The organism is Enterococcus devriesei (genome assembly GCF_001885905.1).
Taxonomy (GTDB): Bacteria; Bacillota; Bacilli; order Lactobacillales; family Enterococcaceae; genus Enterococcus_A; species Enterococcus_A devriesei.
This window is the reverse complement of sequence record NZ_JXKM01000003.1, coordinates 199,420-224,940: the sequence shown is the minus strand read 5'-3', so window position 1 is coordinate 224,940 and position 25,521 is coordinate 199,420. Positions and strand designations below refer to the sequence as shown.

General features: G+C 39.7%; 22 protein-coding genes and 1 other annotated feature. Of the genes, 13 read left to right on the top strand and 9 right to left on the bottom strand.

Annotated elements, in window-relative coordinates:
• Positions 1-25 precede the first annotated feature (25 nt).
• On the top strand, positions 26-682 hold the full coding sequence (locus tag RV00_RS05715) for a deoxynucleoside kinase (RefSeq protein WP_071861814.1): 657 nt from the start codon (positions 26-28) through the stop codon (positions 680-682).
• A 68-nt stretch (positions 683-750) separates the two neighbouring features.
• On the opposite strand, the gene RV00_RS05710 is transcribed toward RV00_RS05715, so the two are convergent.
• From RV00_RS05710 to RV00_RS05695, 4 genes are read right to left on the bottom strand one after another with little or no spacing between them, the layout of a single operon-like run.
• The gene (locus tag RV00_RS05710; protein WP_071861652.1) at positions 751-2,376 is read right to left on the bottom strand and encodes a glycoside hydrolase family 13 protein; all 1,626 of its coding nucleotides are present in this window, start codon (positions 2,374-2,376) and stop codon (positions 751-753) included.
• Positions 2,376-4,004 (bottom strand): glycoside hydrolase family 13 protein, encoded by a 1,629-nt coding sequence (locus RV00_RS05705; protein ID WP_071861651.1) that lies wholly within the window; start codon positions 4,002-4,004, stop codon positions 2,376-2,378. The genes RV00_RS05710 and RV00_RS05705 overlap by 1 nt, the downstream gene beginning before the upstream one ends.
• A 47-nt stretch (positions 4,005-4,051) precedes the next feature.
• Complete coding sequence (locus tag RV00_RS05700) at positions 4,052-5,818, bottom strand: glycoside hydrolase family 13 protein (RefSeq protein WP_071861650.1); 1,767 nt, start codon at positions 5,816-5,818, stop codon at positions 4,052-4,054.
• A 15-nt stretch (positions 5,819-5,833) separates the two neighbouring features.
• Complete coding sequence (locus RV00_RS05695) at positions 5,834-6,943, bottom strand: ABC transporter ATP-binding protein (protein WP_071861649.1); 1,110 nt, start codon at positions 6,941-6,943, stop codon at positions 5,834-5,836.
• Between the two features lie 326 nt (positions 6,944-7,269).
• Between RV00_RS05695 and RV00_RS05690 the strand changes: the two genes are divergently transcribed.
• The 4 genes from RV00_RS05690 to RV00_RS05675 all read left to right on the top strand — a co-directional run bounded on the left by RV00_RS05690 (position 7,270) and on the right by RV00_RS05675 (position 11,833).
• The gene (locus RV00_RS05690) at positions 7,270-8,526 is read left to right on the top strand and encodes an extracellular solute-binding protein (protein ID WP_071861648.1); all 1,257 of its coding nucleotides are present in this window, start codon (positions 7,270-7,272) and stop codon (positions 8,524-8,526) included.
• 95 nt (positions 8,527-8,621) lie between these two features.
• Complete coding sequence (locus tag RV00_RS05685; protein ID WP_071861647.1) at positions 8,622-9,980, top strand: carbohydrate ABC transporter permease; 1,359 nt, start codon at positions 8,622-8,624, stop codon at positions 9,978-9,980.
• Between the two features lie 2 nt (positions 9,981-9,982).
• Positions 9,983-10,822: a sugar ABC transporter permease gene (locus RV00_RS05680; RefSeq protein WP_071861646.1), complete on the top strand. Its 840-nt coding sequence runs from the start codon at positions 9,983-9,985 to the stop codon at positions 10,820-10,822.
• 105 nt (positions 10,823-10,927) lie between these two features.
• Entirely contained in the window at positions 10,928-11,833 is a 906-nt protein-coding gene (locus RV00_RS05675) for a magnesium transporter CorA family protein (RefSeq protein ID WP_071861645.1), read from the top strand.
• Positions 11,834-11,963: 130 nt separating this feature from the next.
• Here RV00_RS05675 and RV00_RS05670 read toward each other — a convergent pair whose 3' ends face one another.
• Both RV00_RS05670 and RV00_RS05665 read right to left on the bottom strand, forming a co-directional pair.
• A complete protein-coding gene (locus tag RV00_RS05670) occupies positions 11,964-12,773 on the bottom strand; it encodes a Cof-type HAD-IIB family hydrolase (RefSeq protein WP_071861644.1) in 810 nt (269 codons plus the stop codon).
• 257 nt (positions 12,774-13,030) lie between these two features.
• Positions 13,031-14,068: an FUSC family protein gene (locus tag RV00_RS05665; protein WP_071861643.1), complete on the bottom strand. Its 1,038-nt coding sequence runs from the start codon at positions 14,066-14,068 to the stop codon at positions 13,031-13,033.
• A gap of 133 nt (positions 14,069-14,201) precedes the next feature.
• Positions 14,202-14,330: a sequence feature (ribosomal protein L20 leader region), on the top strand.
• Between the two features lie 27 nt (positions 14,331-14,357).
• On the opposite strand from RV00_RS05665, the gene infC reads away from it, so the two are divergent.
• The 4 genes from infC to RV00_RS16805 all read left to right on the top strand — a co-directional run bounded on the left by infC (position 14,358) and on the right by RV00_RS16805 (position 15,862).
• On the top strand, positions 14,358-14,882 hold the full coding sequence (gene infC / locus RV00_RS05660) for a translation initiation factor IF-3 (RefSeq protein WP_071861642.1): 525 nt from the start codon (positions 14,358-14,360) through the stop codon (positions 14,880-14,882).
• Between the two features lie 72 nt (positions 14,883-14,954).
• Positions 14,955-15,155, top strand: coding sequence for a 50S ribosomal protein L35 (gene rpmI / locus RV00_RS05655; RefSeq protein ID WP_010742869.1), 201 nt, complete (start codon positions 14,955-14,957; stop codon positions 15,153-15,155).
• Between the two features lie 61 nt (positions 15,156-15,216).
• Positions 15,217-15,576: a 50S ribosomal protein L20 gene (gene rplT, locus RV00_RS05650; RefSeq protein WP_071861641.1), complete on the top strand. Its 360-nt coding sequence runs from the start codon at positions 15,217-15,219 to the stop codon at positions 15,574-15,576.
• A 157-nt stretch (positions 15,577-15,733) separates the two neighbouring features.
• The gene (locus RV00_RS16805) at positions 15,734-15,862 is read left to right on the top strand and encodes a hypothetical protein (RefSeq protein ID WP_143141772.1); all 129 of its coding nucleotides are present in this window, start codon (positions 15,734-15,736) and stop codon (positions 15,860-15,862) included.
• Positions 15,863-15,931: 69 nt separating this feature from the next.
• Here RV00_RS16805 and RV00_RS05645 read toward each other — a convergent pair whose 3' ends face one another.
• Together RV00_RS05645 and RV00_RS05640 are read right to left on the bottom strand one after the other, a co-directional pair.
• Positions 15,932-16,369, bottom strand: a complete 438-nt coding sequence (locus RV00_RS05645) for a MarR family winged helix-turn-helix transcriptional regulator (RefSeq protein ID WP_071861640.1) — start codon at positions 16,367-16,369, stop codon at positions 15,932-15,934.
• 83 nt (positions 16,370-16,452) lie between these two features.
• Entirely contained in the window at positions 16,453-17,223 is a 771-nt protein-coding gene (locus RV00_RS05640) for an SDR family NAD(P)-dependent oxidoreductase (protein ID WP_071861639.1), read from the bottom strand.
• A 118-nt stretch (positions 17,224-17,341) separates the two neighbouring features.
• On the opposite strand from RV00_RS05640, the gene RV00_RS05635 reads away from it, so the two are divergent.
• Complete coding sequence (locus tag RV00_RS05635) at positions 17,342-18,187, top strand: SDR family oxidoreductase (protein ID WP_071861638.1); 846 nt, start codon at positions 17,342-17,344, stop codon at positions 18,185-18,187.
• Positions 18,188-18,450: 263 nt separating this feature from the next.
• The gene (locus tag RV00_RS05630) at positions 18,451-21,006 is read left to right on the top strand and encodes an HAD-IC family P-type ATPase (protein WP_071861637.1); all 2,556 of its coding nucleotides are present in this window, start codon (positions 18,451-18,453) and stop codon (positions 21,004-21,006) included.
• Between the two features lie 17 nt (positions 21,007-21,023).
• Here RV00_RS05630 and RV00_RS05625 read toward each other — a convergent pair whose 3' ends face one another.
• On the bottom strand, positions 21,024-22,463 hold the full coding sequence (locus RV00_RS05625) for a global transcriptional activator MafR (protein ID WP_462804781.1): 1,440 nt from the start codon (positions 22,461-22,463) through the stop codon (positions 21,024-21,026).
• 200 nt (positions 22,464-22,663) lie between these two features.
• On the opposite strand from RV00_RS05625, the gene RV00_RS05620 reads away from it, so the two are divergent.
• Together RV00_RS05620 and RV00_RS05615 are read left to right on the top strand one after the other, a co-directional pair.
• Positions 22,664-23,590: an aldo/keto reductase gene (locus RV00_RS05620; RefSeq protein ID WP_071861635.1), complete on the top strand. Its 927-nt coding sequence runs from the start codon at positions 22,664-22,666 to the stop codon at positions 23,588-23,590.
• A gap of 730 nt (positions 23,591-24,320) precedes the next feature.
• Positions 24,321-25,514, top strand: a complete 1,194-nt coding sequence (locus RV00_RS05615; protein WP_071861634.1) for a glycine C-acetyltransferase — start codon at positions 24,321-24,323, stop codon at positions 25,512-25,514.
• The last annotated feature ends 7 nt before the right edge of the window (positions 25,515-25,521 follow it).

The window sequence follows — 25,521 nt, the reverse complement described above, 5'->3', positions numbered from 1 at the left end:
TTTGTATGAAACGAGTTGGGGGTTTATGAGTGTGATCGTATTAGCAGGAACCATTGGAGCAGGGAAATCAAGTTTGACCGCAATGCTGTCAGAGCATCTAGGAAGTCAGGCTTTTTATGAATCGATTGATGATAATGAAGTATTGCCGCTATTTTATGCTGATCCAGAGCAGTACGCATTTTTATTGCAAATCTATTTCTTAAATAAACGTTTTGATAGTATTAAAAAGGCGATGCAAGACGACAACAATGTCTTGGACCGTTCAATCTATGAAGATTCTTTATTATTTCATTTAAACGCTGATCTTGGCCGGGCAACCGAGACAGAGGTCAAAGTTTACGATGAATTGTTAGCCAATATGATGCAGGAGTTGCCTTATGCGGCTCATAAAAAGCATCCCGATCTATTGGTCCACATCCGGGTTTCTTTTGAAACGATGATGGAACGAATTCAAAAGCGTGGACGTGAATACGAGCAATTAGAATTTGATCCCACCTTGTATGATTATTACAAGGAGTTAAACAGCCGTTACGATCAATGGTATGAAGACTATCATGAAAGTCCCAAAATCCAAATCGATGGTGATCGTTTGAATTTTGTTGATAATGCTGACGCACGGGATGAAGTGATCCGTATGATCGATGAGAAAATTTTAGAGGTTCAAGGAATTACAGCGGAATAAGCAAAAAAACTTTGCCAGATACTTAGGCAAAGTTTTTTTGTTTACTTGAGATAGTTATTAGTAATGAGTCAATGCTTTTTGACTACAATGGCTTCATACGGGCGCAGGATCAATTTTTTTTGCCAAGTCGTATTTGGATAATTGGTTAACAATACTTCAAAGGAATCATTTGGATTGGTCCAATAATTTGGTAAAGTAACGGTTTGTTCCTTTTCGCTTAAATTGGTTAAAACAAAGACTTCGTTTGTTTCATCTTTACGAGTGTATGCCCAGACTGAAGGATGCTTGGCGAGCGCGATCTGATAGCTTCCAGAAGTAAAGACGGGCAGTGATTTTCTTAGAGTAATCAGCTTTTTGTAATAATTGAAAGGTGAAGTTGGATTCGCCTGCTGAATGGCAACATTGATTCTATCCGTATTGGTATTTAGCTTCATCCAAGGTTGATTGGTAGAAAATCCGCCAAGCTCTGTCCAATGCATCGGTGTTCGTGAGTGGTCGCGTGTCCAGTGAGTGGTCAAACGCAAAGCTTCATTTTGTGATAGCCCTTTGTTTAGCCAATCATGATAGGTTTGCAGCGATTCAGTTGTCCGCAGCTCATCGATTGATTCAAAGGGGAAATTCGTCATTCCCAATTCTTGTCCTTGATAAATAAACGGTGTCCCTCTTAATAACAGATAGGCAGTTGCCAAAGCAGTGGCGGATTCATTCGTTTCATTTCCAAAGATCGAATTGCTTCTGGGATTATCGTGATTGTCAATATACAGAGCATTCCAGCCGTTTGGTTGTAAATCTTTTTGCCAGCGAGAGAGGACCTTTTTAAAGTCAGGCAAGCTTCCAATTTCGTATCCTGGCTCGCCAGTCCTAACTTGATGTTCCAGTTCAAAAATCATATCGATATATCCGTCTTCTGGATCGGTCCAAAGCGCGGCACTTTTACTGCTAACACCACTGGCTTCTCCGACGGTCATAATATTATAACTGCGAAAGATTTCTTTTAGTTCCGCCATATAAGTCTCGATGCCAGCGACATTCATGAAAGGAGCCCAAGGATTATCTGTGATCTTGAAGTCCCAGGGCTGCTTTTGGATATGACTAATGGCATCTAAACGAAAGCCATCGATGCCAAAATCAAGCCACCAGCGAATCATTTGATAGATATCCTTACGCATCGCTGGATTCTTCCAATTTAAATCAGGCTGTTCTTTAGCAAAAACGTGGAAATAGGCTTGTTTGGTGGAGGAGTCATACGTCCAAGTTGAACCGCCAAAAAAGCTTTGCCAATTATTAGGCATTTTTTCAGGGGAAGCATCGGCCCACAAATAATAGTCGCGGTAGGGATTTTCTTTGGATTTTTTTGACTCCAAAAACCACGGATGTTGGTCGCTAGTATGATTGATGACGAGATCCATGATCAACTTAATTTGATTATTATGTGCTAGTTGGATCAGTTCTTTTAAATCCTCCAAAGTGCCAAACTCTGGGTTGATGGCTTGATAGTCGGAAATATCATAACCATTATCAACATTTGGACTTTGATAGATTGGATTGAGCCAAATAAAATCGATACCTAATTCTTTGAGATACGGAATTTTAGCTTGAATCCCTTTTAGATCACCAATGCCGTCATCGTTACTATCCATGAAACTGCGAGGATAAATCTGGTATCCAACAGCATTTTTCCACCAATTTGTCATTACACTTCTCCTAACTCCACCACAAAAGCATCCCAAGGTGCTAGGGTGATCGTCTTCTCACGGGGGATCATTGTAGTTAAGTTTGAAATAATTGTCGAGCCGATTTCTCCCTCGGGATAAGTAAATGCATGAGGATTATTGGAAAAATTAGTCACGATGAGCCATCTTTTTCCTTGGTAAGTTCTCAGATAGCTGAAGACTTCCTCATGCGTCTCTGTCAAAAGCTCATAATCGCCCCAGACCATAATGGGAGAGCTTTTTCGCAGTTGGATTAATTTTTGATACGTATAAAAAAGGGACGCTGGATTTTCTAACGCTTGTTGGACATTGATTTTTTCATAATTTGATACAACTGCCAACCAAGGCGTTCCGGTTGTAAAGCCAGCTTGAGGAGATGAATCCCACTGCATCGGCGTTCTTCCGTTGTCGCGTCCTTTTTGGTTGATCAGCGTTAGCAGCTGCTCTTTGGTGTGGCCTTCAGCAGTTTTCTCAAAATACATATTGCGGCTTTCGATATCTTGAACCTCTGAAATATCTGTCACCGTATGATTCGTCATGCCGATTTCTTCCCCTTGATAGATGTAAGGTGTGCCTTTTAAACAGTGAAGTAAGATCGCTAATAATTTTGCCGATTTTTCTCGATAGTCGCGATCATTTCCCCAACGCGAAACGATCCGCGGAAGGTCATGGTTGTTCCAAAAGAGTGAATTCCAGCCTGTATTTTTTAATTCTGTTTGCCATTTAGAAAAAACCGACTTTAATTCATTGATCTGTAAGGGGCGGCTGCTCCATTTGGATTGTCCGGGGACCTCATCTAAACTGATATGCTCAAATTGAAAGACCATCGACAATTCATCCCGTGCTGGATCGGAATAAAGCTTAGCTAACTCAGGTGTCGCGCCCCAAGTTTCTCCAACCGTCAATAAATCCTTTTTACCAAAAGTCGTGTGATTCATTTCTTGTAAGTAATCATGCAATTTAGGTCCATTAGCTGTGATTTCTTGGTCGGGTACTTTTCCGATCAAATCGATGACATCCATCCGAAATCCGCCGATCCCTTTGTCGATCCAAAAATTCATCATATCGTAGATCGCATCACGGACGTTTTCGTTTGCCCAATTCAAGTCAGGCTGTTTTTTACTGAATAAATGCAAATAGTATTGCTGAGTTGCTTCGTCAAATTGCCAGGCGGGTCCGCTGAAGATACTAGTCAGTTCATTTGGATAGGAATCGTTGATAGGGTCACGCCAAATATAATACTCACGAAACGGATTATCTTTGGCTTTTTTTGCTTCAACAAACCACTTGTGTTCGTCGCTAGTATGATTTACGACAAGGTCTAAAATAATTCGAATCCCACGTTTTTTAGCTTCTTGGATCAACTGCTCCATTTCAGCCATCGTGCCAAATTCTTCCATAATCCCACGATAATCAGAAATATCGTAGCCATTATCGTCATTGGGACTTTGATAGACAGGGCTTAGCCACAAAGCTCCGATCCCTAGTTTCTCTAAATAATCCAGCCGTCTAATTATTCCTTTCAAATCTCCAATTCCATCTCCGTTGCTGTCTTGGAAACTCCGTGGATAGACTTGATAAACGACAACTTCTTGCCACCAGTGCTGCATTTTTTATCCTCCTATGAAAAAAGCCGAGAGAGGTCTCCCAGCTTTTTTTATTTTTTAGCGATTACAAATCCGTTCGGCTTAATTGTCAGCTGATTTTTTTGGATATTTGCCAAATGGACAAAGCTGACTTCACCAGAAAGATCTTCTTGGATAGGCTGATCGCCGGTGTTGAAGATGCCGATTAAACACTCTTCAGGTGTGCTTCTTTCAAAGATCAGGATGCCGTTGTCAGGATCGATTTTTAACCATGCGAGTGTGCCTTCGCTAAGCGTAAATTGATTCTCTAAACGAAAGGCAATGAGCTGTTTCATGAAGGTGAACATGTTTCTATCCTGTTTTTCAGGCTCCCAAACCATGCATTTCCGGCAGTCTGGATCCATTCCGCCATCCATCCCAATCTCATCGCCATAATAAAGACACGGAACTCCCTGCTGTAAATAAAGAAAGGCGAGGACTTGCTTCATTAAGTCCTTATTCCCGTCTGCCAGAGTCAGTAAACGAGGTGTATCATGAGTGTCGATCGTGTTTAACATCATTTGGTTAGTCTGCTTTCGATAGAGGGTCAGCTGCTCATTCAAATTACTGACGAATTTTTCCAATGAAATCGTATGTTCTAAAAAATAATTAATGATCGATTCAGTAAAGGAATAATTCATGACAGCAGTGAACTCATCTCCTTGGAGCCAGCTTTGAGAACTATGCCAAACTTCACCTAAAATATAAAAATCATCTTTTAACTCATGACAAGCTTCGGCAAATTTTTTCCACAAATGATGGTCTACCTCGTTTGCGACATCTAAACGCCAAGCGTCGATATCAAATTCGTTGATCCAGTATTTTGCGATGGTTAAAATGTACTCTTGGACTTCTTTGTTGGCGGTATTTAATTTTGGCATGTGGGGCGTGAAAGCGAACGTATCAAAATTCATATCTTTTGCAACTTCGAAATCAGCGGTCTTCGTATAGTGAACAGGAAAAGAATGGATATGGAACCAATCTTTAAAACGCGACGCTGCACCGTTTTCTACCACATCGAGCCATTGCGGTGAGGTATCTCCAATATGATTGAAGACGGCGTCTAACATAATTCGGATTCCGCGCTTATGGCATTCGGTTACTAGTTCTCGAAAGAGTTCTTTGTCGCCGAAGGCCGGATCAATCTCTAAATAATCGATCGTATCGTATTTATGATTGGAATGCGCTTTGAAGATTGGGCAAAAATACAACCCATTCACGCCTAAGTCGCTTAAATAATCCAAGTTGTCGAGCACTCCCTGGAGATCGCCGCCGTAAAAATCTTGACGACCAGGGGAGTCTTTGCTCCCCCAAGCAAGGACATCTTCAGGATCGTTAGAAGTATCTCCATTTGCAAACCGTTCGGGGAAAATTTGATACCAGACAGTCTCTTTGACCCATTGAGGAGCTTTAAAGCGATCGATCTCATGGAAAAAGGGCATACGGAAATAATTATTTGCCATGGTTAGGAATTGTTCTTCGAGTGGAAAAACGCCGTGCTCGGTAAAGAAAACGGCACTGCCATCGTAACCGGTTACAACAAATCCGTAGCTTAGACGACGATAAGGGGCCGTGACATCGACTTCCCAAAAATCATATAAATCAGTCGATAATGTCTTTCGCATGTTTGTCGTTTGTTTGTGCCATCGATCTTCTTCTAACGTATAGGGATCACCGTGGATCAGGGACACAGAACGGCAATCGGCTCTAGCTGTTCTTAGCCGAATATGCATCGAATCTTTGGTATAGAGATACGCGTACTCGCTGTCAGGATGATGATGAATTGCTGCTGTATTCATAAAAAACCTCCGTATTTAATCAATGTCGATTGCTTCTTCAGTATCGAAATCAAAAAAGCGTGCCTTATTTAAATTGAATGCTAGTCTGATCTCGGTGCCGGGATCATGAAAATCGCGGGCATCCACTTTTGAAACAAACTCTGTATCGCCGATCGTCGAGTAGAGCATGGATTCGTGTCCGAGCAATTCGCTGACTACCACAGTCGCTGCAACAACTGAATCCTTGTAAGCCTCTAAAGCAATTGATTCAGCATCAATGTCTTCGGGGCGAATCCCAAACGTCACTTTTTTTCCTTCATAACCGTTCGCAGTTAATAATTTTTTTTGACCTTCTGTCAAAGGAAGATCCAGCCCTTTGTTATTTGTTATTCGTCCGGCTTGATAAGTGACTTCGAAGAAATTCATCGCGGGGCTGCCTAAGAAGCCTGCAACAAATTTGTTTGTTGGCTTGTTATACAATTCCTGCGGTGAGCCGACTTGCTGGATGACTCCCGCATTCATGATTACAATTCGATCGGCTAAAGTCATGGCTTCAGTCTGATCATGAGTGACATAGATTGTCGTAGAACCGAGATTTTGATGGATCTTAGCGATTTCGGCCCGCATTTGAACCCGTAGCTTAGCATCTAAGTTGGACAAAGGCTCATCCATCAAGAAAACCTTTGCATCTCGAACGATTGCCCGGCCCATAGCTACCCGTTGCCGCTGTCCACCAGACATGTCGGCTGGTTTGCGATCTAACAGTTCCGTTAATCCTAAAATTTTTGCTGCATCCTCAACCCGTTGTTTGATTGCGTCTTTTGGATATTTCCGTAACTTCAACCCAAAGGCCATATTTTCGAAAACGGTCATATGAGGATAGAGTGCATAATTTTGAAAGACCATTGCGATATCACGATCTTTTGGAGGGGTATCATTCATACGAACGCCATCAATCTCGAAATCGCCTTCAGAAATATCCTCTAAACCGGCGATCATTCGTAGGGTTGTCGATTTTCCACAACCAGAAGGGCCGACGAATACGATAAATTCATGATTACTGATTTCAAGATTAAAATCTTTAACCGAATACTCAGAGTTATTTATGTATTTTTTGCTTATGTGCTTCAGATTCAATTCAACCATTACCATTGCTCCCTTTTAGCTATTTTTATTTTATTTTTGCTGACATTATCACATATAGCGCAACCGGTTGCAATAATAAAAAATCAAAAACTTAAAAAGAGCGGCTTTTTAACAAATAGTTTGAATATATAAAATGTTTGACAGATGCTGATAATATAGTATTTCCCCTTATTCTTCTTGGTTTTTTAGTGGAACGGTTCAAGTCGCTAATAAATAAATTTCTTTCTGTTTCAAAAAAATTAAGCGTTTGCACTTGCTTTTCAGAGCAACCGGTTGCATAATGTGTCTTGTATTAAAATAAACAATAAGATTCGGGAGGAATCGAGATGAAGAGCAATTTGAAAAAATATTTAGTCTCAGGTGTGTTGTTAGGGGCGGCGGCTTTGACGTTAGCCGGTTGTGGATCAGAAGCGAAAAATGAATCCGCTTCCGATTCGTCTGATAATACTGAAGTTACACTGTGGGTCACGACAGATTCAAAAAAATTCTATACCAATATTTTAAAGGATTTTGAAAAGGACAATCCTGATATCAACGTGAAGGTAGTTGAAACAGAGGATGCCAAGGCGCAAGAAAATGTAAAAAAAGATCCTTCATCGGCGGCGGATGTTTTTGCTCTTCCTCACGATCAATTAGGTCAATTAGTTGATTCAGGAGTGATCCAAGAAATTCCTGAGAAGTATGCTGATGAAATTAAAGCGGATCAATCAGAAACGGCACTAGCTGGTGCGACCTATAAAGATAAAGTTTACGCCTTTCCTTATGGCATCGAATCGCAAGTATTGTATTACAACAAAAAATTATTGAACGCGGATCAAGTGAACAATTATGAAACGATCACTAAAGAAGCGACCTTTGGCGGAAACTTGAAAGCGGTTGATGCATATAAATTCGGCTCACTCTTTATGTCAGTTGGAGATAAATTATTTGGCGACAACGGAGAAGATGTTAACGGGACAGACTGGAATAATCCAGCGGGAGTCTCCGTTTTACAATGGATCGCCGATCAGAAGGATAATCCTGGTTTTGTAAACGTGGGCGATGATTATATCTCGCAATTTGAGAATGAAAAAATTGCTTCCTTTGAATCAGGTCCATGGGATAAAGAAAAAGCAATCGAAGCAGTAGGAGAAGACAATTTAGGAATCGCTGTTTACCCTAAAATCACGATTGGTGGAAATGAAGTTCAGCAAAAGGCCTTTTTAGGAGTTAAATTATACGCGGTGAACCAAGCTCCAGCTGATGGTGATGCTAAAAAGATTGCTGCTGATTACAAAGTCGCTGCTTATTTATCAAATCAAACAACCCAAGAGGCTCAATTTAAAGATAAAAGCCGTAATATCATTCCGTCGAATACAACGATTCAACAAGCAGACTACGTAATGAATGATGAATTAGCCAAAGCAGTCGTTACGATGAGTGGTCCTGAATACTCTGTCGTTATGCCGAAAATTCCTGAAATGGCAAACTTCTGGACGTCATCTGCGGCGGTATTAAGCGATACCTATAATGGGAAAATCAAACCTGATCAATATCAAGCAAAATTAGATACGTTAGTTAAAGATATTTCAGGCGAAAAATAAGCAAAGACGAAAAAAACTTGGGACAAAAGACACGTTCTTTTGTCCCAAGAATATTTTCGCAACTACATAATCCAAAAATTAAGGAGGTCTTGCTGATGGAGCGAGTCAGTGGTTACGACGATCAAGTCTCGATGAAACAAGTCTTTTCAGAGGGTGATCTTAAAACGAAGTTGTCATTTGTGATCATGGGACTAAATAATCTTTTGAATAAGCAATTTTTGAAAGGTTTCTTATTTTTACTATCTGAATTATTGTTTCTTATTGCCTTTGTCTATCAAATTGTCCCAGGCTTTATCGGATTAATTACACTGGGGACCAAAACACAAGGAATGCAGTGGCAAACAATTGATGGGATTCGAATGAAAGTCTCGGTTGAAGGAGACAATTCCATGCTAATGATGATTTACGGATTAGCTGCTATTATTTTTTGTGGGATTTTTATTTATGTGTATTGGTGCAGTTTAAAAAGCAATCGAAAGATTTTTATTTTTAAGAAAGAACAACTGAAATTACCCACTATGAGAGAAGACTTTAAGACGTTGACGGATGGTCGTTTCCATATGACCTTGATGATTATTCCATTGATAGGGGTCCTGCTGTTCACAGTATTGCCGTTGATTTACATGATCTCAATTGCTTTTACAAATTATGATCATAATCATTTGCCACCGGGTCATTTGTTTGATTGGGTCGGACTGGCTAATTTTGGGAATATCTTGACTGGTCGTATGGCGAGCACGTTTATGCCGTTATTGTCTTGGACTTTGATCTGGGCAGTGGTTGCCACTGCAACAAATTTCTTTTTTGGAATTTTATTGGCCTTGCTGATTAACACAAAAGGATTACGAGGTAAAAAGATTTTTCGGACGATTTTTGTTATAACGATGGCTGTTCCCCAGTTCATCTCGTTGCTAGTCATGCGTAATTTATTGGCAGATTGGGGACCGCTAAATGCTTTGTTAGAACGTTGGGGCTTGATTTCAAATGCTCTGCCTTTCTTAAGTGATGGTACTTGGGCAAAATTTTCGATTATTTTCGTCAATATGTGGGTAGGGATCCCAGTAACAATGTTGATCTCGACAGGAATTATTTTGAATTTGCCGACAGAACAAATTGAAGCTGCAGAGATTGATGGTGCGAATAAATTTCAAATTTTCCGTTCGATTACATTTCCCCAGATTTTGCTGATTATGACTCCGACCTTGATTCAGCAATTCATTGGGAATATCAATAACTTTAATGTCATCTACCTTTTAACCGGCGGAGGCCCGAATAATTCGGCTCTTTATCAAGCTGGCGATACCGATTTACTAGTGACCTGGCTTTATAAATTGACAGTCGTAGCCAGTGATTATAATTTAGCCAGCGTAATCGGCATCATTATTTTTGTGTTGAGTGCCATCTTTAGCCTGCTGGCCTATACACGATCCAAATCCTATGAAGGAGGCATCTAATAATGAAAAAACAAAAGCGTCGAACATTAACCTTTGTTTATATTACGCTGATTGTTCTCTCTGTTATCTGGCTATTTCCAATTTTATGGGTTTTCCTGACCAGTTTCCGAGGTGAGGGAGCGATGTCTGTTAATTATATTATCCCTAAAACCTATACCTTAGATAACTACAAGATGCTGTTTAGCAATAGTTCCTATCCCTTTGCTCGCTGGTTTGGAAATACCTTTTTTGTAGCGACCGTGACCTGTATCATCTCGACCTTTATCACGGTTGCGATTGCTTACTCTGTCTCAAGAATCAAGTTCAAATTCCGTAATCGCTTTTTAAAACTGGCGTTAATCTTAAATATGTTTCCAGGCTTTATGAGCATGATCGCCGTCTATTATATTTTAAAGGCGATTGAGCTGGATGGGACGCTGATTGCTTTGATCATGGTTTATTCTAGTGGAGCGGCACTTGGTTTTTATATCGCGAAAGGCTTTTTTGATACGATTCCTTATTCTTTGGATGAGTCTGCGATGATCGATGGCGCGACGAAAAAGGATATTTTCTTAAAGATCACCTTACCGTTGTCAAAGCCAATCATTGTTTACACGGCTTTGATGACGTTCATGGCCCCATGGATGGATTTTATTTTCGCACAAGTGATATTGGGGCAACAAAAACAAAAGTATACTGTAGCAATTGGTCTGTTTACCATGCTGCAACCGGATAAAATCAATCAGTGGTTCATGCCGTTTACTGCGGGATGTGTCATTATCGCTATTCCAATCACCTTATTATTTATGTTCATGCAAAAATATTATGTAGAAGGAATCACTGCTGGTGGAGTAAAAGGATAGCAAAGATCAAAAGCAAGGGCGGAAATCCGTTCTTGCTTTTTTTGCTTAAGGGAATTCTTGTTTATTTTTATCATTCCGATTACTATAAAATAAAGGAGGGAAATAATGGACAGCAAACAAACATTTAATCAAGAGATGTGTTCATGGGTCAATGTCGATGCGACACAGCCTCACGAGATCAAAAAATTGAGAGCTAGCTATTCTATCAGCGATGAGATGTTGACGTATGCGCTAGATGATAATGAACGGGCGCGGGTGGAATATGATCCGATGGAAAAGGCTTTGCTATTGATCTTTAATGTGCCGAACCTCTTAAAGAAAGACAATCATTATGAAACGAGTCCGATGGCCTTCATTTTGAAGGATCATTTTTTCTTTTCGTTTGTCAATGAACGGACGGCTTATGTAGAAAATATTATTGAGAATCTGTTACAGAATGAACCGAACCAAAGCACGGCGAGTCTGTTATTCCATACACTATTTTTGATCTCTGATTACTATTTCCCTTTAGTTGAAGAGGTGGATAGTCAACGGATTGTCTTAAATGCGAAATTACGAGAAAAAACCACCAATAAAAATTTATTGGCGTTGTCCGATTTGGAAATTGGCTTAGTGTATTTGGTAACGGCCACGAAACAAAACGCGGTTTTGCTGGAGCAGGTCAAGGTTCAAGCAATCTTTTCCAGCTTCACGGATAAGGAAAAAGAGGAATTGGATGACGCGTTGATTGAAGCTAAGCAGGCGGTGGAGATGACCAAATTATCCAGTGAAATCTTAGATCAATTATCCGGCACCTACAATAACTTGTTAAATAATAATCTGAATGACACGATGAAAATCTTAACAATCTGGTCTTTGATGTTGACGATCCCTACTATTGTCACCGGTTTTTTCGGCATGAATATGCCATTGCCTTTGGTTCATTCGGAAGCGGGTTGGCTGATTTCATTAGTGATCAGTTTGGGCCTTTCCGCCTGGCTGATTTTGATCCTATGGCGGCGAATACGTTAAAAGGAAGTGAGACGAAATTTCGTCCCACTTCCTTTTTTTGAATAAACGGTATATCAGAAGTCACTTCCTCGAACGTGAGGCAAAATGGTTCTGGAATTTTTCTAGTACAACCAGCTAGTGCAGCAATAAATTAAAGAATAAAGGTCTCAATCACTTCGGCGACAGCGCTGTTTTCATGGTCAGCGGTAGTCGTATGCTGAGCGGCGGCTTTGACAGCCGGCACAGCATTGGCAACGGCGACCCCTAATTCGGCTGCTTGGATCATCGCTAAGTCATTGGTGTTATCACCGATCGCGATGGTTTCCTCCATTGGAATCCCTAAATGATCCGCCAATGTTTGCAAAGCCACGCCTTTATTGACGCCTTTTGGATTGAACTCGATGTAACGATTTGATGAATAACTAATTTCTAGAGCCGTTTTCAAATCGGCAGGCAGGTCGGTTTCAATTTGTTCTAAGTAATGACGGTCCAAGTTTTGGAATAAGGCTTTGTAACAGGTTTGATCTTTTAGAAAATCAATGTCATCGTCTAAACGCTTCTCGTGAGGGATCGTCGTTAAATAGGCATCTTCGTCAGGATTGCTATGATACACATAGGTTTGCTCGAAAGTATAAAGATGGATCGCTACTTCGTATTTTGAACCGAATTCAAACAATTGCGCCAGAACATCATAAGCTAGCGGAAAATCCTTGATAATGGTAGGACCTTGGTTTTCAACGACTACGCCGCCGTTGAAGCCGATCATGTAATGTTGCGCTTTGTTATCGGCAGCTAATTCAGCTAGCGTTTGTTTGATGGAGTAGAAGCCGCGGCCAGTCGCTGGTGCGAAGATCAAACCTTGTGCTTCTGCTTTTTTTATCGTTTCTCTTGTTTTGGGCGAAACGTGACGCTGTTTATCTAACAATGTTTCGTCCAAGTCACAAGCAATTAATCGATACATAATGGTGCCTCCTTCATTTTCTTGACTAGAAAGAAAGTATAAAATTTTCACATGAATAAATCGCTTTACAGCAGGCATATTCATGTCCGGCTTCACGAACTAGCTTTATCGGCAATAAGCAAAACTATTTCGAAATTTGAGAAGCAATTTAGAAATAGTTTGGTCTTATTGCTCAAAAGCTGAGCGAGTTCGCGAAAGCCTTTCTTACTCTCATTATAGCAAAAACCGAGTGAGGACACTCGGTTTTCAGTTTCTTTCTATTCAATTGAATGGAATTTACGATTATAAAAAGTTAGGCTAGTAGTCATCAGCCAAGCGGCTAATAAACCTAACAGACTGCCGATCACGATGCCTAAAAAACGAAACTGCAACAGCGTGTAAAGGTATTGCTGCTTGACTAATATTGAAAGCATTAGGGACATTGGAGTAGTAAAAAATTGTGCAATCGCATAATTGCGTTTAACGAAAAATTCAACCGTTACAAACAAAGCGGTGATCACTAGTAAAGTTGCGAAAACGGATAAGGATAAATTCAATAATAAAGCCGCGATAGCTAAGCCTACCACTGTACCAAAAATTCGTTGAATATTTCGGTGAGCCATTGCGCGCAGATTGTCTCCTTGTAAAATGGAAGCACAAGAGACGACGAGCCAATAAGGATTCTTTAATTGGAGTCCAACGCTTAGATAGACTGCAAAAAATAAAATACCGCTATATAAAAGACTATCCATGATGGCGGCAGGATCTTGATTGACCCGCTGTGTCACTGTTTTTGGAACGTCATTATTTGGGACAGGGTCTGTTTCTAAAAAATGTAGAATGAAAGCAAAAACGAGCGCAAATAGGACGCCAATAAAAAAGTAGCCACTCATGACGGGGATTTTAGTTAAGGGAATTTTGGTACTGACGCCCATTGCCGTAACCATCACAACAAAGAAGGGTCCCGGCTTTGCGATGCCATAAAGCCTAAAAAAGAATCGTCCTAAAAAGCCAATAGCCGCAACTGCGATTGGAGCGGTCCAAGCAGCGTGAGTTGAAAGCATCCCGAAAAAGTTTCCTGCCGTTAAAAAGCCCCCAACGATCGATAACCGAAGCATTAATTGTTTTAGAGGTAGGCGTTGGTAATAGAGAAAGGTAAAAATACCTAATGAACCGAAACTAGAAATGGCCAGCTGATGAGTTAAATAGCCGGTGAATAAAACGCAGATCATACAAAGGCCAGCGCCGATCAAGCGAAAGGGCGATTCCTTTGGTTTATTGTAATGAATCAATTCTTTAAAAAAAGATTGCTCCATCTTATCACTTCCTTCCTATTTAACTTAACATAAAAATGAAAGGAAACTCAACTAATGTTTTCTGAAAACGGGCAAGAAAAGAAATAAACCTGTTGACAATTGCTGAAATAATTTGTATACTATACAAGTTGAGAAATGAAAGCAGAAGCACCCGCTTCTCGCCTTATGCGAATATCTCGCTGGGCTAGATAGTTAATGACTGATCGTTTTGATGAGTCGAACTAGGTGCGGGTTCATAAAGAACTCGTTTTTTTATTTGCTTTTTTTCTCTCAAAAATTTTGGAGGTGAATGACCATAGCAAAGGATATGATGGTTAACGACGGCATTCGTGCACGTGAAGTACGTTTGATCGGACAAGACGGCGAACAACTAGGTGTTATTTCGAAAGTAGAAGCCTTAAAGATTGCTGAACAAGCAAACCTTGATGTAGTTCTAGTAGCCCCAGGTGCAAAACCACCCGTGGCACGTATTATGGACTATGGAAAATACCGCTTCGAATTACAGAAAAAAGAACGTGAAGCTCGCAAGAAGCAAAAAGTGATCAATATTAAAGAAGTTCGTTTAAGTCCTACAATTGACGTGAATGACTTTAATACTAAACTTCGTAACGCACGTAAATTCCTAGAAAAAGGTGACAAAGTGAAAGCTTCGATCCGCTTCAAGGGCCGTGCCATTACCCATAAAGAAATTGGTCAGAAAGTTTTGAATCGCTTAGCTGAAGAAACTGATGATATCGCAACAGTGGAACAAAAAGCGAAGATGGACGGACGTAGCATGTTCTTAGTGCTTGCACCGAAAGAGAAGAAAGACTAGCAATAATTTTGAGAATGCTTCTTCGACTTAGTTGAAGAGTAGGCGAAATGAAAAGTAGGAGGAATTTTAGTCATGCCAAAACAAAAAACACACCGCGGTTTAGCAAAACGCGTAAAACGCACTGGTAACGGCGGTTTAAAACGTTTCCGCGCGTTCACAAGTCACCGTTTCCACGGGAAAACTAAAAAACAACGTCGTCAACTACGTAAAGCGTCTATGGTATCAAAAGGCGATTACAAACGTATCCGCCAACAATTGGCACGCATGAAATAATTGCGCAACCCGCTTTACAACTTAAAAAATTCAATGATTTATTTATTAGGAGGAATTAAACATGGCACGTGTTAAAGGTGGAACAGTAACTCGTAAACGTCGTAAAAAGACATTAAAACTAGCTAAAGGTTACTACGGTTCTAAACACACTCTATTTAAAACAGCTAAAGAACAAGTAATGAATTCATACAACTACGCATATCGCGATCGTCGTCAAAAGAAACGCGACTTCCGTAAATTGTGGATCGCTCGTATCAACGCAGCGGCTCGCATGAACAACTTGAGCTACTCAAAATTAATGCATGGTCTTAAACTTGCCGGTATCGAAATCAACCGCAAAATGTTAGCTGATTTAGCAGTTAACGATGCAGCTGCTTTCACAGCACTAGCTGACCAAGCGAAAGATTCATTAAACAAATAATGAATAGTCAACCCCGCTCATATGAGCGGGGTTTTTCTTTTAAAAAATTTTGATTTAAAGCAGGGCTAAGCATATTAGGAGATACATCGTAGCACTTGTGCTAAGGTAAATACATAGAGAATTGTCAAAAGTCAAAAAATTTTAGGAGGAAATAGAGATGAAAACAGTATTTAAGTTTATGGTGGCTAGTACATTGATCGTCGGTGGTGTTTTAGTGGCAGGTACAGTTTTTTCAGCTAAGAAGATTGATAAATACGGTGATGATCTACAAAACTTTTTGCATTAATTTAATGGTAAATAATTAAACATGCTAAATAAAATGCTCCCTGTCAACCAATGACAGGGAGCATTTTATTTAATGATCAGTTTTAATTTCGGGATAGTCTTTTAAAGCGATTGAAGTCTTTGTCAAAAGTTGGTCGAATTGAGCAGCATCTTTTTCAAATAGGTGCTGATTTAAAGCATCAACTTCTAGCTTGATTCCTTGAGCTGTTTCGGTGCCTAAAGGTGTCAGCTGCAATAATTGACTGCGCTTGTCTTTTGCAGGCAGTTTTTCGATATAGCCTTTTTCAACCAATGAATTGATCGCCCGCGTGATCGTGCTTTGGTTCACCTTAATCAGCGCATTAAAATCACTTTGAGTGATACCAGGATTGTCTAATAGTTTGAGCAGATAAAAATAATTATTCGCGTTGATGGCTGGAAACTGTAACTGTTGATTTAATAGATTCGTTATTTCTTGATTCAACAATGCGATTCGCTGAACCCAGCCCGTTTCCTTAATGGTCTGCATGTTTTTGCCTCGCCTTCATTCTCTCTATAAATGAAGATAGCGAAAAAAAGGAACAGAAGCAAGAGCTTCTGTCCATTTTATATTTAGGATTCTAAAAAGGTTGGATTTTCTTTAAACATATTCCATGTATTTTGTGTAGTTTGGTCGTTGACTTCTTTAGTGGCGTTGAACTGTTCATTCGAAGTACCAAAAGTAATGTTAAATTGGTCTGATTGAATTTGTTTAATCACGGCTGGAATGAAATCATCCAAGGATACGCCGTAAGTATGCTCACCAGAACCTCCAAGGTTTGTGTTGACTGCTGGTGGGAAGACTTCAAAGACTTTCACCTTGGTATCTTGTAACTGCAGACGCAATACTTGAGAATAGCCGTGAAGCCCTGTTTTGCCGGCTGTATAAAACGGAACCCAAGCGCCTGGATTGATAACGAGGCCAGAAGAAACATTAATGATCGCAGCTTCTTTTTTATTTAATAATTGATCCAGTGTCAAAAGTGACAAATGAAGCGGTGCTTCAAAATTGATCGCTAATTCTTGGTGATAGAAGCTCCAATCTTTTTTATCGCTGTTTTGTAAGTTGATCCAACGTTGGATGCCGGCATTATTAACTAAGACATCGTAATCAGGGAAAACTTTTTCTAAATCTTTCACAAGGATTTCTCGTTCTTGTGGATTACTTAAATCGGCCTTTAAGGCTTTTAGTTTTGGTTCAGCTGCCAGCGCTTTTTCAATATTCTCTGCGCTGAAATCAACGACCAGCACTTCGTTTCCTAAAGCTAAGAGCGCTTGTGCTAATTGAAATCCGATCCCGGTTGTTCCACCAGTAATGATAATATGTTTATTTGTAAGTTCCATCATGATACCCCTTTCTTAATGGCTAAATAATAGCACTAAGCGAGGGATAAGTAAATGCATTTGCATCTTTATTGTGATAAGTGTTACAATTAGTTTAATAAAGAAGGAGGAAAAGGAAATGATTTTAGTTACATCAGCAGCGGGTAATACCGGAAGAGTGATCGTCAAGCAATTAGTTGAAGCTGGATTAGATGTTTTGGCTACAGATATCAATCCTAAAGTGAAAGATCTACCTGGAATTAAAGAAGCGATGGTTGGGGATTTGACCCAATTGAATTTCATTGATGAATTAATGCAGAAGGCCGATCAAGTTGTCTACATTCCACCATTGTTTTCAGCCGAAGAGGCGTTGATTGGAAAACGAATGGCAGATAAGGCAGTGGAACATGACGTGGCTCATTTTGTTTTTGTTTCAGTAATTCACCCGATTTTGACCACTTTATTGCAGCATACGGCTAAGCGAGATGTCGAAGAATACTTGATCTACAAAGGAATGTCTTCTGATTTTTCTTATACGATCTTACAGCCAATGCATTACATGCACAATTTCAATCCGCAAGCAGTGGCAGAGAGCGGCGCCTACAGTATTTTTTACAATATTGATACGAAGGTTGGCTATGTGGCGACAGAGGATGTTGCTGAAGTGATCGCAAGTGTATTGGCTGATCCGAAAAAACATAACAAAGCTACCTATGAATTAGTTGGAACACAACCTTATTCACCGAATGATTTAGTAAGCATCTTCAATCAGCTATCCGGAAACAAAGCTACAGCTACCTATATGGAGGTTGAAGCCTTCTTAGATATGATTCATGCTGAGGATCTTTATTTCCGCGAAGGCTTCAAACAATTGGCTTATTCTTATTCGACTTGGGGCTTAGATGGCAATAGTAATGTGTTGGCCTTATTATTAGGGCATCAACCAACGTCTTTCGAAGAATATGTGAAGGCTCATTTAGCTTAAACTTAATAGACAAAGGTTAAAGAGTAGAGAAATCTACTCTTTTTTCTTTGAAAAAATCGATTGTTCAGGTTAGTAAAAACTACTGACACCTTATTTTGGAAAACGTTACCAAGTGTTTGCTGCCGCGATGAAGCTGTTTTTGAGGTTTAAAGGACAGTTTTCTTTTACTCAATTATTTCAGGTAGGACTGAAATTATCGACCTTAGAAAAACTTATTTCTCCGTATACTAAGGGTATCAAGTAAATGATATGGAGGAATAATTATGAAATGGTATAAACTTTCGAGTACAGAAATGCTAAAGAAGACCGCAGCACAAAAGCAAGGTCTAAATAAACAAGAGCGTGAATCAAGATTGATGAAAAATGGACCAAATAAGATAGAAGAAAAAAAGCAATTAAAGACTTGGCAGAAAATCGCTAAACATTTTACGGACTTATTGATGGTAGTTCTGATCGTTGCGGCACTTTTAAAATTTGCAACAGGAGAATTTGTTGAAGGCGGCATTATTTTCTTAGTCGTCATCGTGAACGGTTTTGTCGGTTATTGGCAAGAACGAAAGGCAGAAGAATCATTAGATGGACTGAAACAAATGATGGGACAAGAGGCGACTGTTCTGAATGAAGGACAGCCAATCAAAATCGCTTCAGAAGAATTAGTCCAAGGGGATGTCGTAGTATTAAAGGCTGGGGATGTCGTTCCCGCAGACTTAAGAATGATTGAGGTCCATGACTTAACCATCGAAGAATCTATCCTAACTGGAGAGTCAGAAGCAGTCGAGAAAAGTATTGCTGCCATTGACCGGGAAGTGCTTGCCGGCGATCAATTAAATATGGCTTTTTCAGGAACGCTGGTCCAGACAGGATCGGCTAAAGGGATCGTGGTCGAAACGGGAAATGATACTGAGATCGGTAAAATCAATCGAGCCTTACAATCAATCCAATCGCAAACGACCCCGCTAGTTAAAAAGATGCATCAATTGAACAAACAGATTTTTAGAGGGATTTTGGCACTGATCGTGTTCTTACTATTCTTTACTACCTTTAGATACGGCATGGATTGGAACTTGATGTTCTCTGCCAGTATCGCGCTGATTGTAGCGATGATCCCAGAAGGTTTGCCAGCCGTTTTAACGATGATCCTTTCGATGGGTGTGAAAGAAATGGCGAAGGAAAATGCGATCATTAAAGGAATGCCAGCAGTGGAAACATTAGGTTCGATGACGGTTATCTGCTCGGATAAAACAGGAACGTTAACGAAAAATGAAATGACTGTAACCGAAGTTGTGACGGAAGAAGCGCCGATCGTAAAAGAAATCATGAATAATTGTCAGGAATTAAAAACCCAAGATGACCAAGCGATTGAAACAATCCAAGGAAATCCGACTGAGTTGGCACTCTTAAAATACATAGCTGAGGAAAAACAAAGCCTAAAACAAGTTTTAGGTAAAATTCCTTTTAGTTCTTCTTATAAATATATGGCGACGATGCATCCCGCTGATCATGAGCAAGTGATTTTTGTTAAAGGCGCACCTGAAGTATTATTGGAAAAAGCTGACTTGACGACGGAAGAAAAAGCCAACTGGGAGAATCAAGGCGAGCAGTTAGCCAGCAAAGGTCAACGGGTACTAGGCTTTGCCTATAAAAAAGTGAGCCCGCAAGAAGCATTGACGCATGAATCATTATCAGAACTAACCTTCGCTGGTTTGGCGGGAATCATTGATCCACCAAAAGAAAGTGCCATTCAAGCCGTTGAAAAGGCACAGCAGGCAGGAATCTCTGTAAAAATGATTACAGGTGATCATAAAGCAACGGCACAAGCGATCAGTAAACAAATTGGCTTAAAGCACACCTCAAAAATTTTAGAAGGAGCGGATCTTGATCGCCTTTCAGATGAAGAGCTGGCACAGCAAGTTGAACAGGTAGACGTCTTTGCTCGGACAACACCAGAGCATAAGTTGCGGATCGTGACAGCCCTACAAAAGAAGGAAGAAGTTGTCGGAATGACTGGTGATGGAGTCAATGATGCTCCTGCACTAAAACAGGCAGATATTGGAATTGCGATGGGAATCAAAGGTAGCGAAGTCAGTAAACAAGCCGCAGACATGGTCTTGGCTGACGATAATTTCTATACGATTATCAAGGCAGTCAAAGAGGGTCGGCGAATTTTTGACAACTTGCAAAAAACAATCAATTTCTTTTTACCAACAGCCTTGGCACAAGGCTTGATCGTTATTCTTGCCTTATTAATGAATCGCCCACTGCCATTAACCCCCATTCAAATTTTATGGGTCAACATGGTCACCACGATTACTCTATCCTATGCGTTAGGTTTTGAAGGGGCTAGTAAAGATACGATGAAGCGCCCGCCAAGAGATACAAAGATGGGGATTTTGACAGGCTACAGCTTCTTTAGGATTATCTATGTATCCTTACTGATCATGATCCCTGCCTACTTGTTATCGATGCGTTTTGAAGGGGCAGCTTTGCAGCAAACGATCCTATTACAAAATATCGTGATCGGCCAAGCGGTCTACATGATCAATTGTCGTGAAAGGCTGGATCGTTCAATCAATCGTGGTATGTTGAAGAATAAAGTACTATTTATTTCACTAGGTATTCTTATTTCACTACAAGCCGCCGTCGTTTTCTTACCTATCGGTCAACAGTTGATAGGAACGACAGCACTAAGCTTAGGACAACAAACAGTGATACTTGGAAATGCGTTACTACTATTCTTTGTAGTAGAACTAGAGAAACGAATCAGTAAAGGAATCTTCCAAAGAAAAGCCAAAACGGTCAGCCACTACAATAATTCATAGCCGTCTAACCGTTTCGTTTAGAAATAAGAACTAGAGGTGAGCTCAATCAACTGACTGAGCTCATTTTTTGTTGGCGTAGTTGATAAATAGAAAACCGGAATCGCTACTGAGTCCAACGGGATGTTTGACACCAGCAAAGTCCCTTCTGCAATCTCAGCAGTAGATAATTGAGAAATTTCGATGGGAACAAGTTTGACTCGTTTACCTAGAAAATCAGTCAGCTCTTGAAAAAGGAAACTTTTCCAAGCGGGTTCGCTTTGAAAAATAAAATAAACGATCTTAGTATCCGAGTGAATGGATGAAATGGCTTGGCGGCTCAAAAGCAGAAAAAGATTCACGAAATAAGTGGTGTCTTCAATCGTAGAAAATTGTGGAAGCCCCTCAAAAAGTTTCCTTCCGTTATCATTCAGACTAGGATAGCCTTCGTTATGCTGGATCAACAATTCCTGATATTCTAATTGAAATTGCTGCGATAACGCTGGTGATTCGGCATACTTTAATAGAAGCAGCAGTAAATTTTCAGTTAGGTTAGTCGTTAGCAGTTGAGGCAGCTGCAGTTCATTTGCAATTTCCTGAACCGTTCGTTGGGCTTGTTCCAATAAAAAGAGATAATCATTAGTAAGGATTTTAGCAACCTGAGACCCTAAGTGATTATCGTAATTCCAACTTTCTAAAAAGCAGAAAAAAGCAAAAAAGATATCTGAGCTTTGCAAATAAATGCCTTCTTTTTTATAGAGCTGCTGCAAAAGCGGCGCGTATAGCTTAAACAAGGAATCATTGAAATCATAGCTGAAGTCATCAATTCGACAGCCTGCCTTGATTCGAATGCTATTAATAAAGAACCAGCAAATACCAAAAATCTGTTCTGTATCGACTGCCGTGTCACCAGCGAGTTCCCTAGTTAAAAAATATAAATAATGCTCCTCATGAATCGAATAATCCTCAAAGAAATAATTGTTATGGGTGAAGGGGAGCAGCAGGCGATGATAGAAAATTCGTATGGCACTTTCAGCACCAGTTAAACTTGCTTGATAAGTTGTTAATTTGATTTTTATCTGATAAGGAGCTAATTGTTGGTTGATTTTATTTTTATGGCGTTTCAGCGTTTCGTATGAGATTCCTGTTTCAGCGAGAAACTCAGAGACCTTCAGCTCTTTAGTAAAGAACAGCTGTTTAATTAATTGTAAACTTACTGAATGAGGTAAAAACACTTCCCAAATATCATTGGTTAGCGAGTTCCCATCAGTGATTAAACGAATCCCGTTACTATCTGTATCTAATTCCCAATTTTCTGGCAGGTAATCGCGGATGAGCTGAAGATCAGAAAAAATGGTCCGCTGGGTCGTTCCAGTTTTTTCTGCCAATTCTTTAGCGGTTAGCTGGGAGTGATTAAGCAACTGTTCTAATAGTAAAATTTGACGGTAAATATCTTTTTCTGTAATGATTTTTTTTAGCATCGAATACATCAAGGAACCCTCCCTTATAAAAACTAGCATACGGAGAAAATCAAAGAGGGTCAAGCCGGAGCTGTTTGATACTGACAGGAATAAGTGGAGGGCCGACAATTAATTGTCCCATCTTTTTCACTAGCAATTTGTTCAAAATAGTCTATACTTTTAGAGGTAAGTAAAAAGTTTCTTCAGAGAGGATGAACCCTATGTTACAACGTAAAATCGGCAACAGCTATTGGGAAACTTCAGCAATCGCTTTAGGCAACATGCGAATGGCAGCGCTAACTTCAACCGAGGCGGCGGAAGTTTTAGATACAGCTTTAGAAAATGAAATCAATTTTATTGATTCAGCAGATATGTATGGTAATGGGAAATCAGAATTGATTTTCGGCGAAGCACTAAAGGAAGCAAAAATCTCGCGGGATAAATTTTTCATTCAATCAAAAGGTGGTATCGTTACCGGTGACGAGAAGCGCTATGACTTTTCAAAGCAATATTTATTAGATTCAGTAGATGGTATTTTGAAACGGATGGGGATCGAGTATTTAGATAGTTATTTGTTACACCGTCCAGATCCATTGATGGAACCTGAAGAAATCGCGGAAGCTTTCGATATTTTACAAGCCAATGGCAAAGTCCGTCACTTCGGTGTATCCAACTTCAATCCAGAACAATTCCAAATGTTGCAAGCCGTTGTAGATCAAAAACTAATGATCAACCAATTGCAATTCTCTATCATGCATACAGGAATGGTCGACTATGGAATGCATACCAACATGACGGATACACGCTCTTTCGATCATGATGGCGGCATCTTGGAGTTTGCTCGCCGCAATGATGTGACGATCCAAGCGTGGTCACCATTTCAATATGGTTTCTTTGAAGGAGTCTTTGTTGATAACGACAAATTCCCAGAATTAAATGAGCTATTGGCGAAATTAGCCAAGAAATATGATACGAATAAAAATGCGATCGCGGTGGCCTGGATCTTACGGCACCCAGCGAACATGCAAGTGATCCTGGGTACGATGAATCCTAAGCGTATTAAAGAAAGCGCGGCTGGCGGAGCGATTACGTTAACGAAGCAAGAATGGTATGACGTATATTTTGCAGCGGGAAATGATTTGCCATAAGAATGACTAAACGAGATGCGGAGTCTAGCATCTCGTTTCTATTTGTTTAAGGAAATATCTATCGATGAGCGGTCCATCATGTGACGGCTCTTTTTTGCGTGCTAATAAAAAACAAATGAAAAAGTTGATGGTTTAATGTCAACACTTCAAAATTTGGCTTAGAAAATAAAAAAGATTTCCTTTTGAACGCCTTTTTTTGTGTAAAAAACCGTCGTTTTTCACAAATAAATGGCTAAAAAAGCTAAAATCTCAGTTTAAATGAAAACGTTTCCCTTTTTTATTTGAATTGTATTAGAAAAAAATCGTGATAGGAAAAAATGTTTTTTATTCAAATTAACTGATAGTCAAAATTTCTTTGTGAGTAAACTAGCTTCAAATATTTCCGCTAAAAAAGTATTTAATAAGTATTTTTTTAGGATTAATCAATAAATTCGCGTTTCATTGTGAAAGATCATTCATTTAAAAGCTTTCTCCATTTAGGAAATATTTTTTTGGATGTTATGTTAAAAAGGGGCCGAGATCAATTATTAAATAAAATCTATTAGAATTGGTTTGAGTTTTATGATAATTCAAAGAATTGTCTGTTCACAAACTTGTAAACGTTATCAATCGCCGATAAACTAAGAGTGTAAATTACGAAAGCGCAAACATTAAAATAAGCTGTTCGCTTTTTTCGCTAATAAAAATAACAACTTAAATTGCGCAATAATCAGTATGGAGGAGAATTGTTATGAGTTCAAAAGTTCTTGACCAATTTCTAGAAACGAATTTGGAAGATTTAAAGGAAAAAGGATTGTTTAACACAATCGATGTTTTAGAAGGAAGCAATGGACCAATCATTACTGTCAATGGTAAAAAAATGGTCAACTTAGCCTCTAATAACTATCTAGGATTCGCTACTCGTCCAGAATTGATCGAAGCAGACGTTGAAGCAACGAAACATTATGGCGCTGGAGCTGGAGCTGTTCGGACAATCAACGGAACTTTAGACATTCACCAAAAATTAGAAGAAAAAATTGCTGAGTTCAAAGGAACGGAAGCAGCGATCGCTTTCCAATCAGGGTTCAACTGTAACATGGGCGCAATCTCAGCAGTGATGAAAAAAGGCGATGCGATCCTTTCAGATGAATTGAATCATGCCTCAATCATTGATGGCTGTCGTTTATCCGGCGCAAAAATCATCCGCGTCAATCACCAAGATATGGAAGATTTAGAAGCGAAAGCCAAAGCAGCAACTGAAAGCGGCGAATACAACAAAGTAATGTATATCACTGACGGCGTCTTCTCAATGGACGGCGACGTGGCTAAGATTCCTGAAATCGTAGAAATTTGTGAAAAATACAATGTGATCACTTATGTAGACGACGCTCACGGAACGGGTGTTATGGGTGAAGGTCGCGGAACAGTGAAACACTTCCACATGCAAGATCATATTGATTTCCAAATGGGTACGTTATCAAAAGGGATCGGTGTTGTTGGCGGATATGTCGCTGGGACAAAACAGTTGATTACTTGGTTAAAATCTCAAGCACGTCCATTCTTATTCTCAACTTCTTTAACTCCAGGAGCTGCGGGTGCTTGTATCGAAGCGATTGATTTGATTCAAAACCATCCTGAATATGTTGAAACACTTTGGGAAAATGCGAATTACTTCAAATCAGAATTAAAACGGATTGGTTATGACATTGGTAAATCAGAAACACCAATCACACCAGTTATTGTTGGTGATGAAAAATTAGCACAAGAATTCTCTAAGAAATTAATTGAAAACGGCGTCTATGTAAAACCAATCGTGTTCCCAACTGTACCATTAGGAACTGGCCGTGTACGGAACATGCCGAATGCCGGTCATACAAAAGAAATGTTAGATGATGCAATCAAAGTTTACGAAAAAGTCGGTAAAGAATTAGATATCATCAAATAAAACTGAT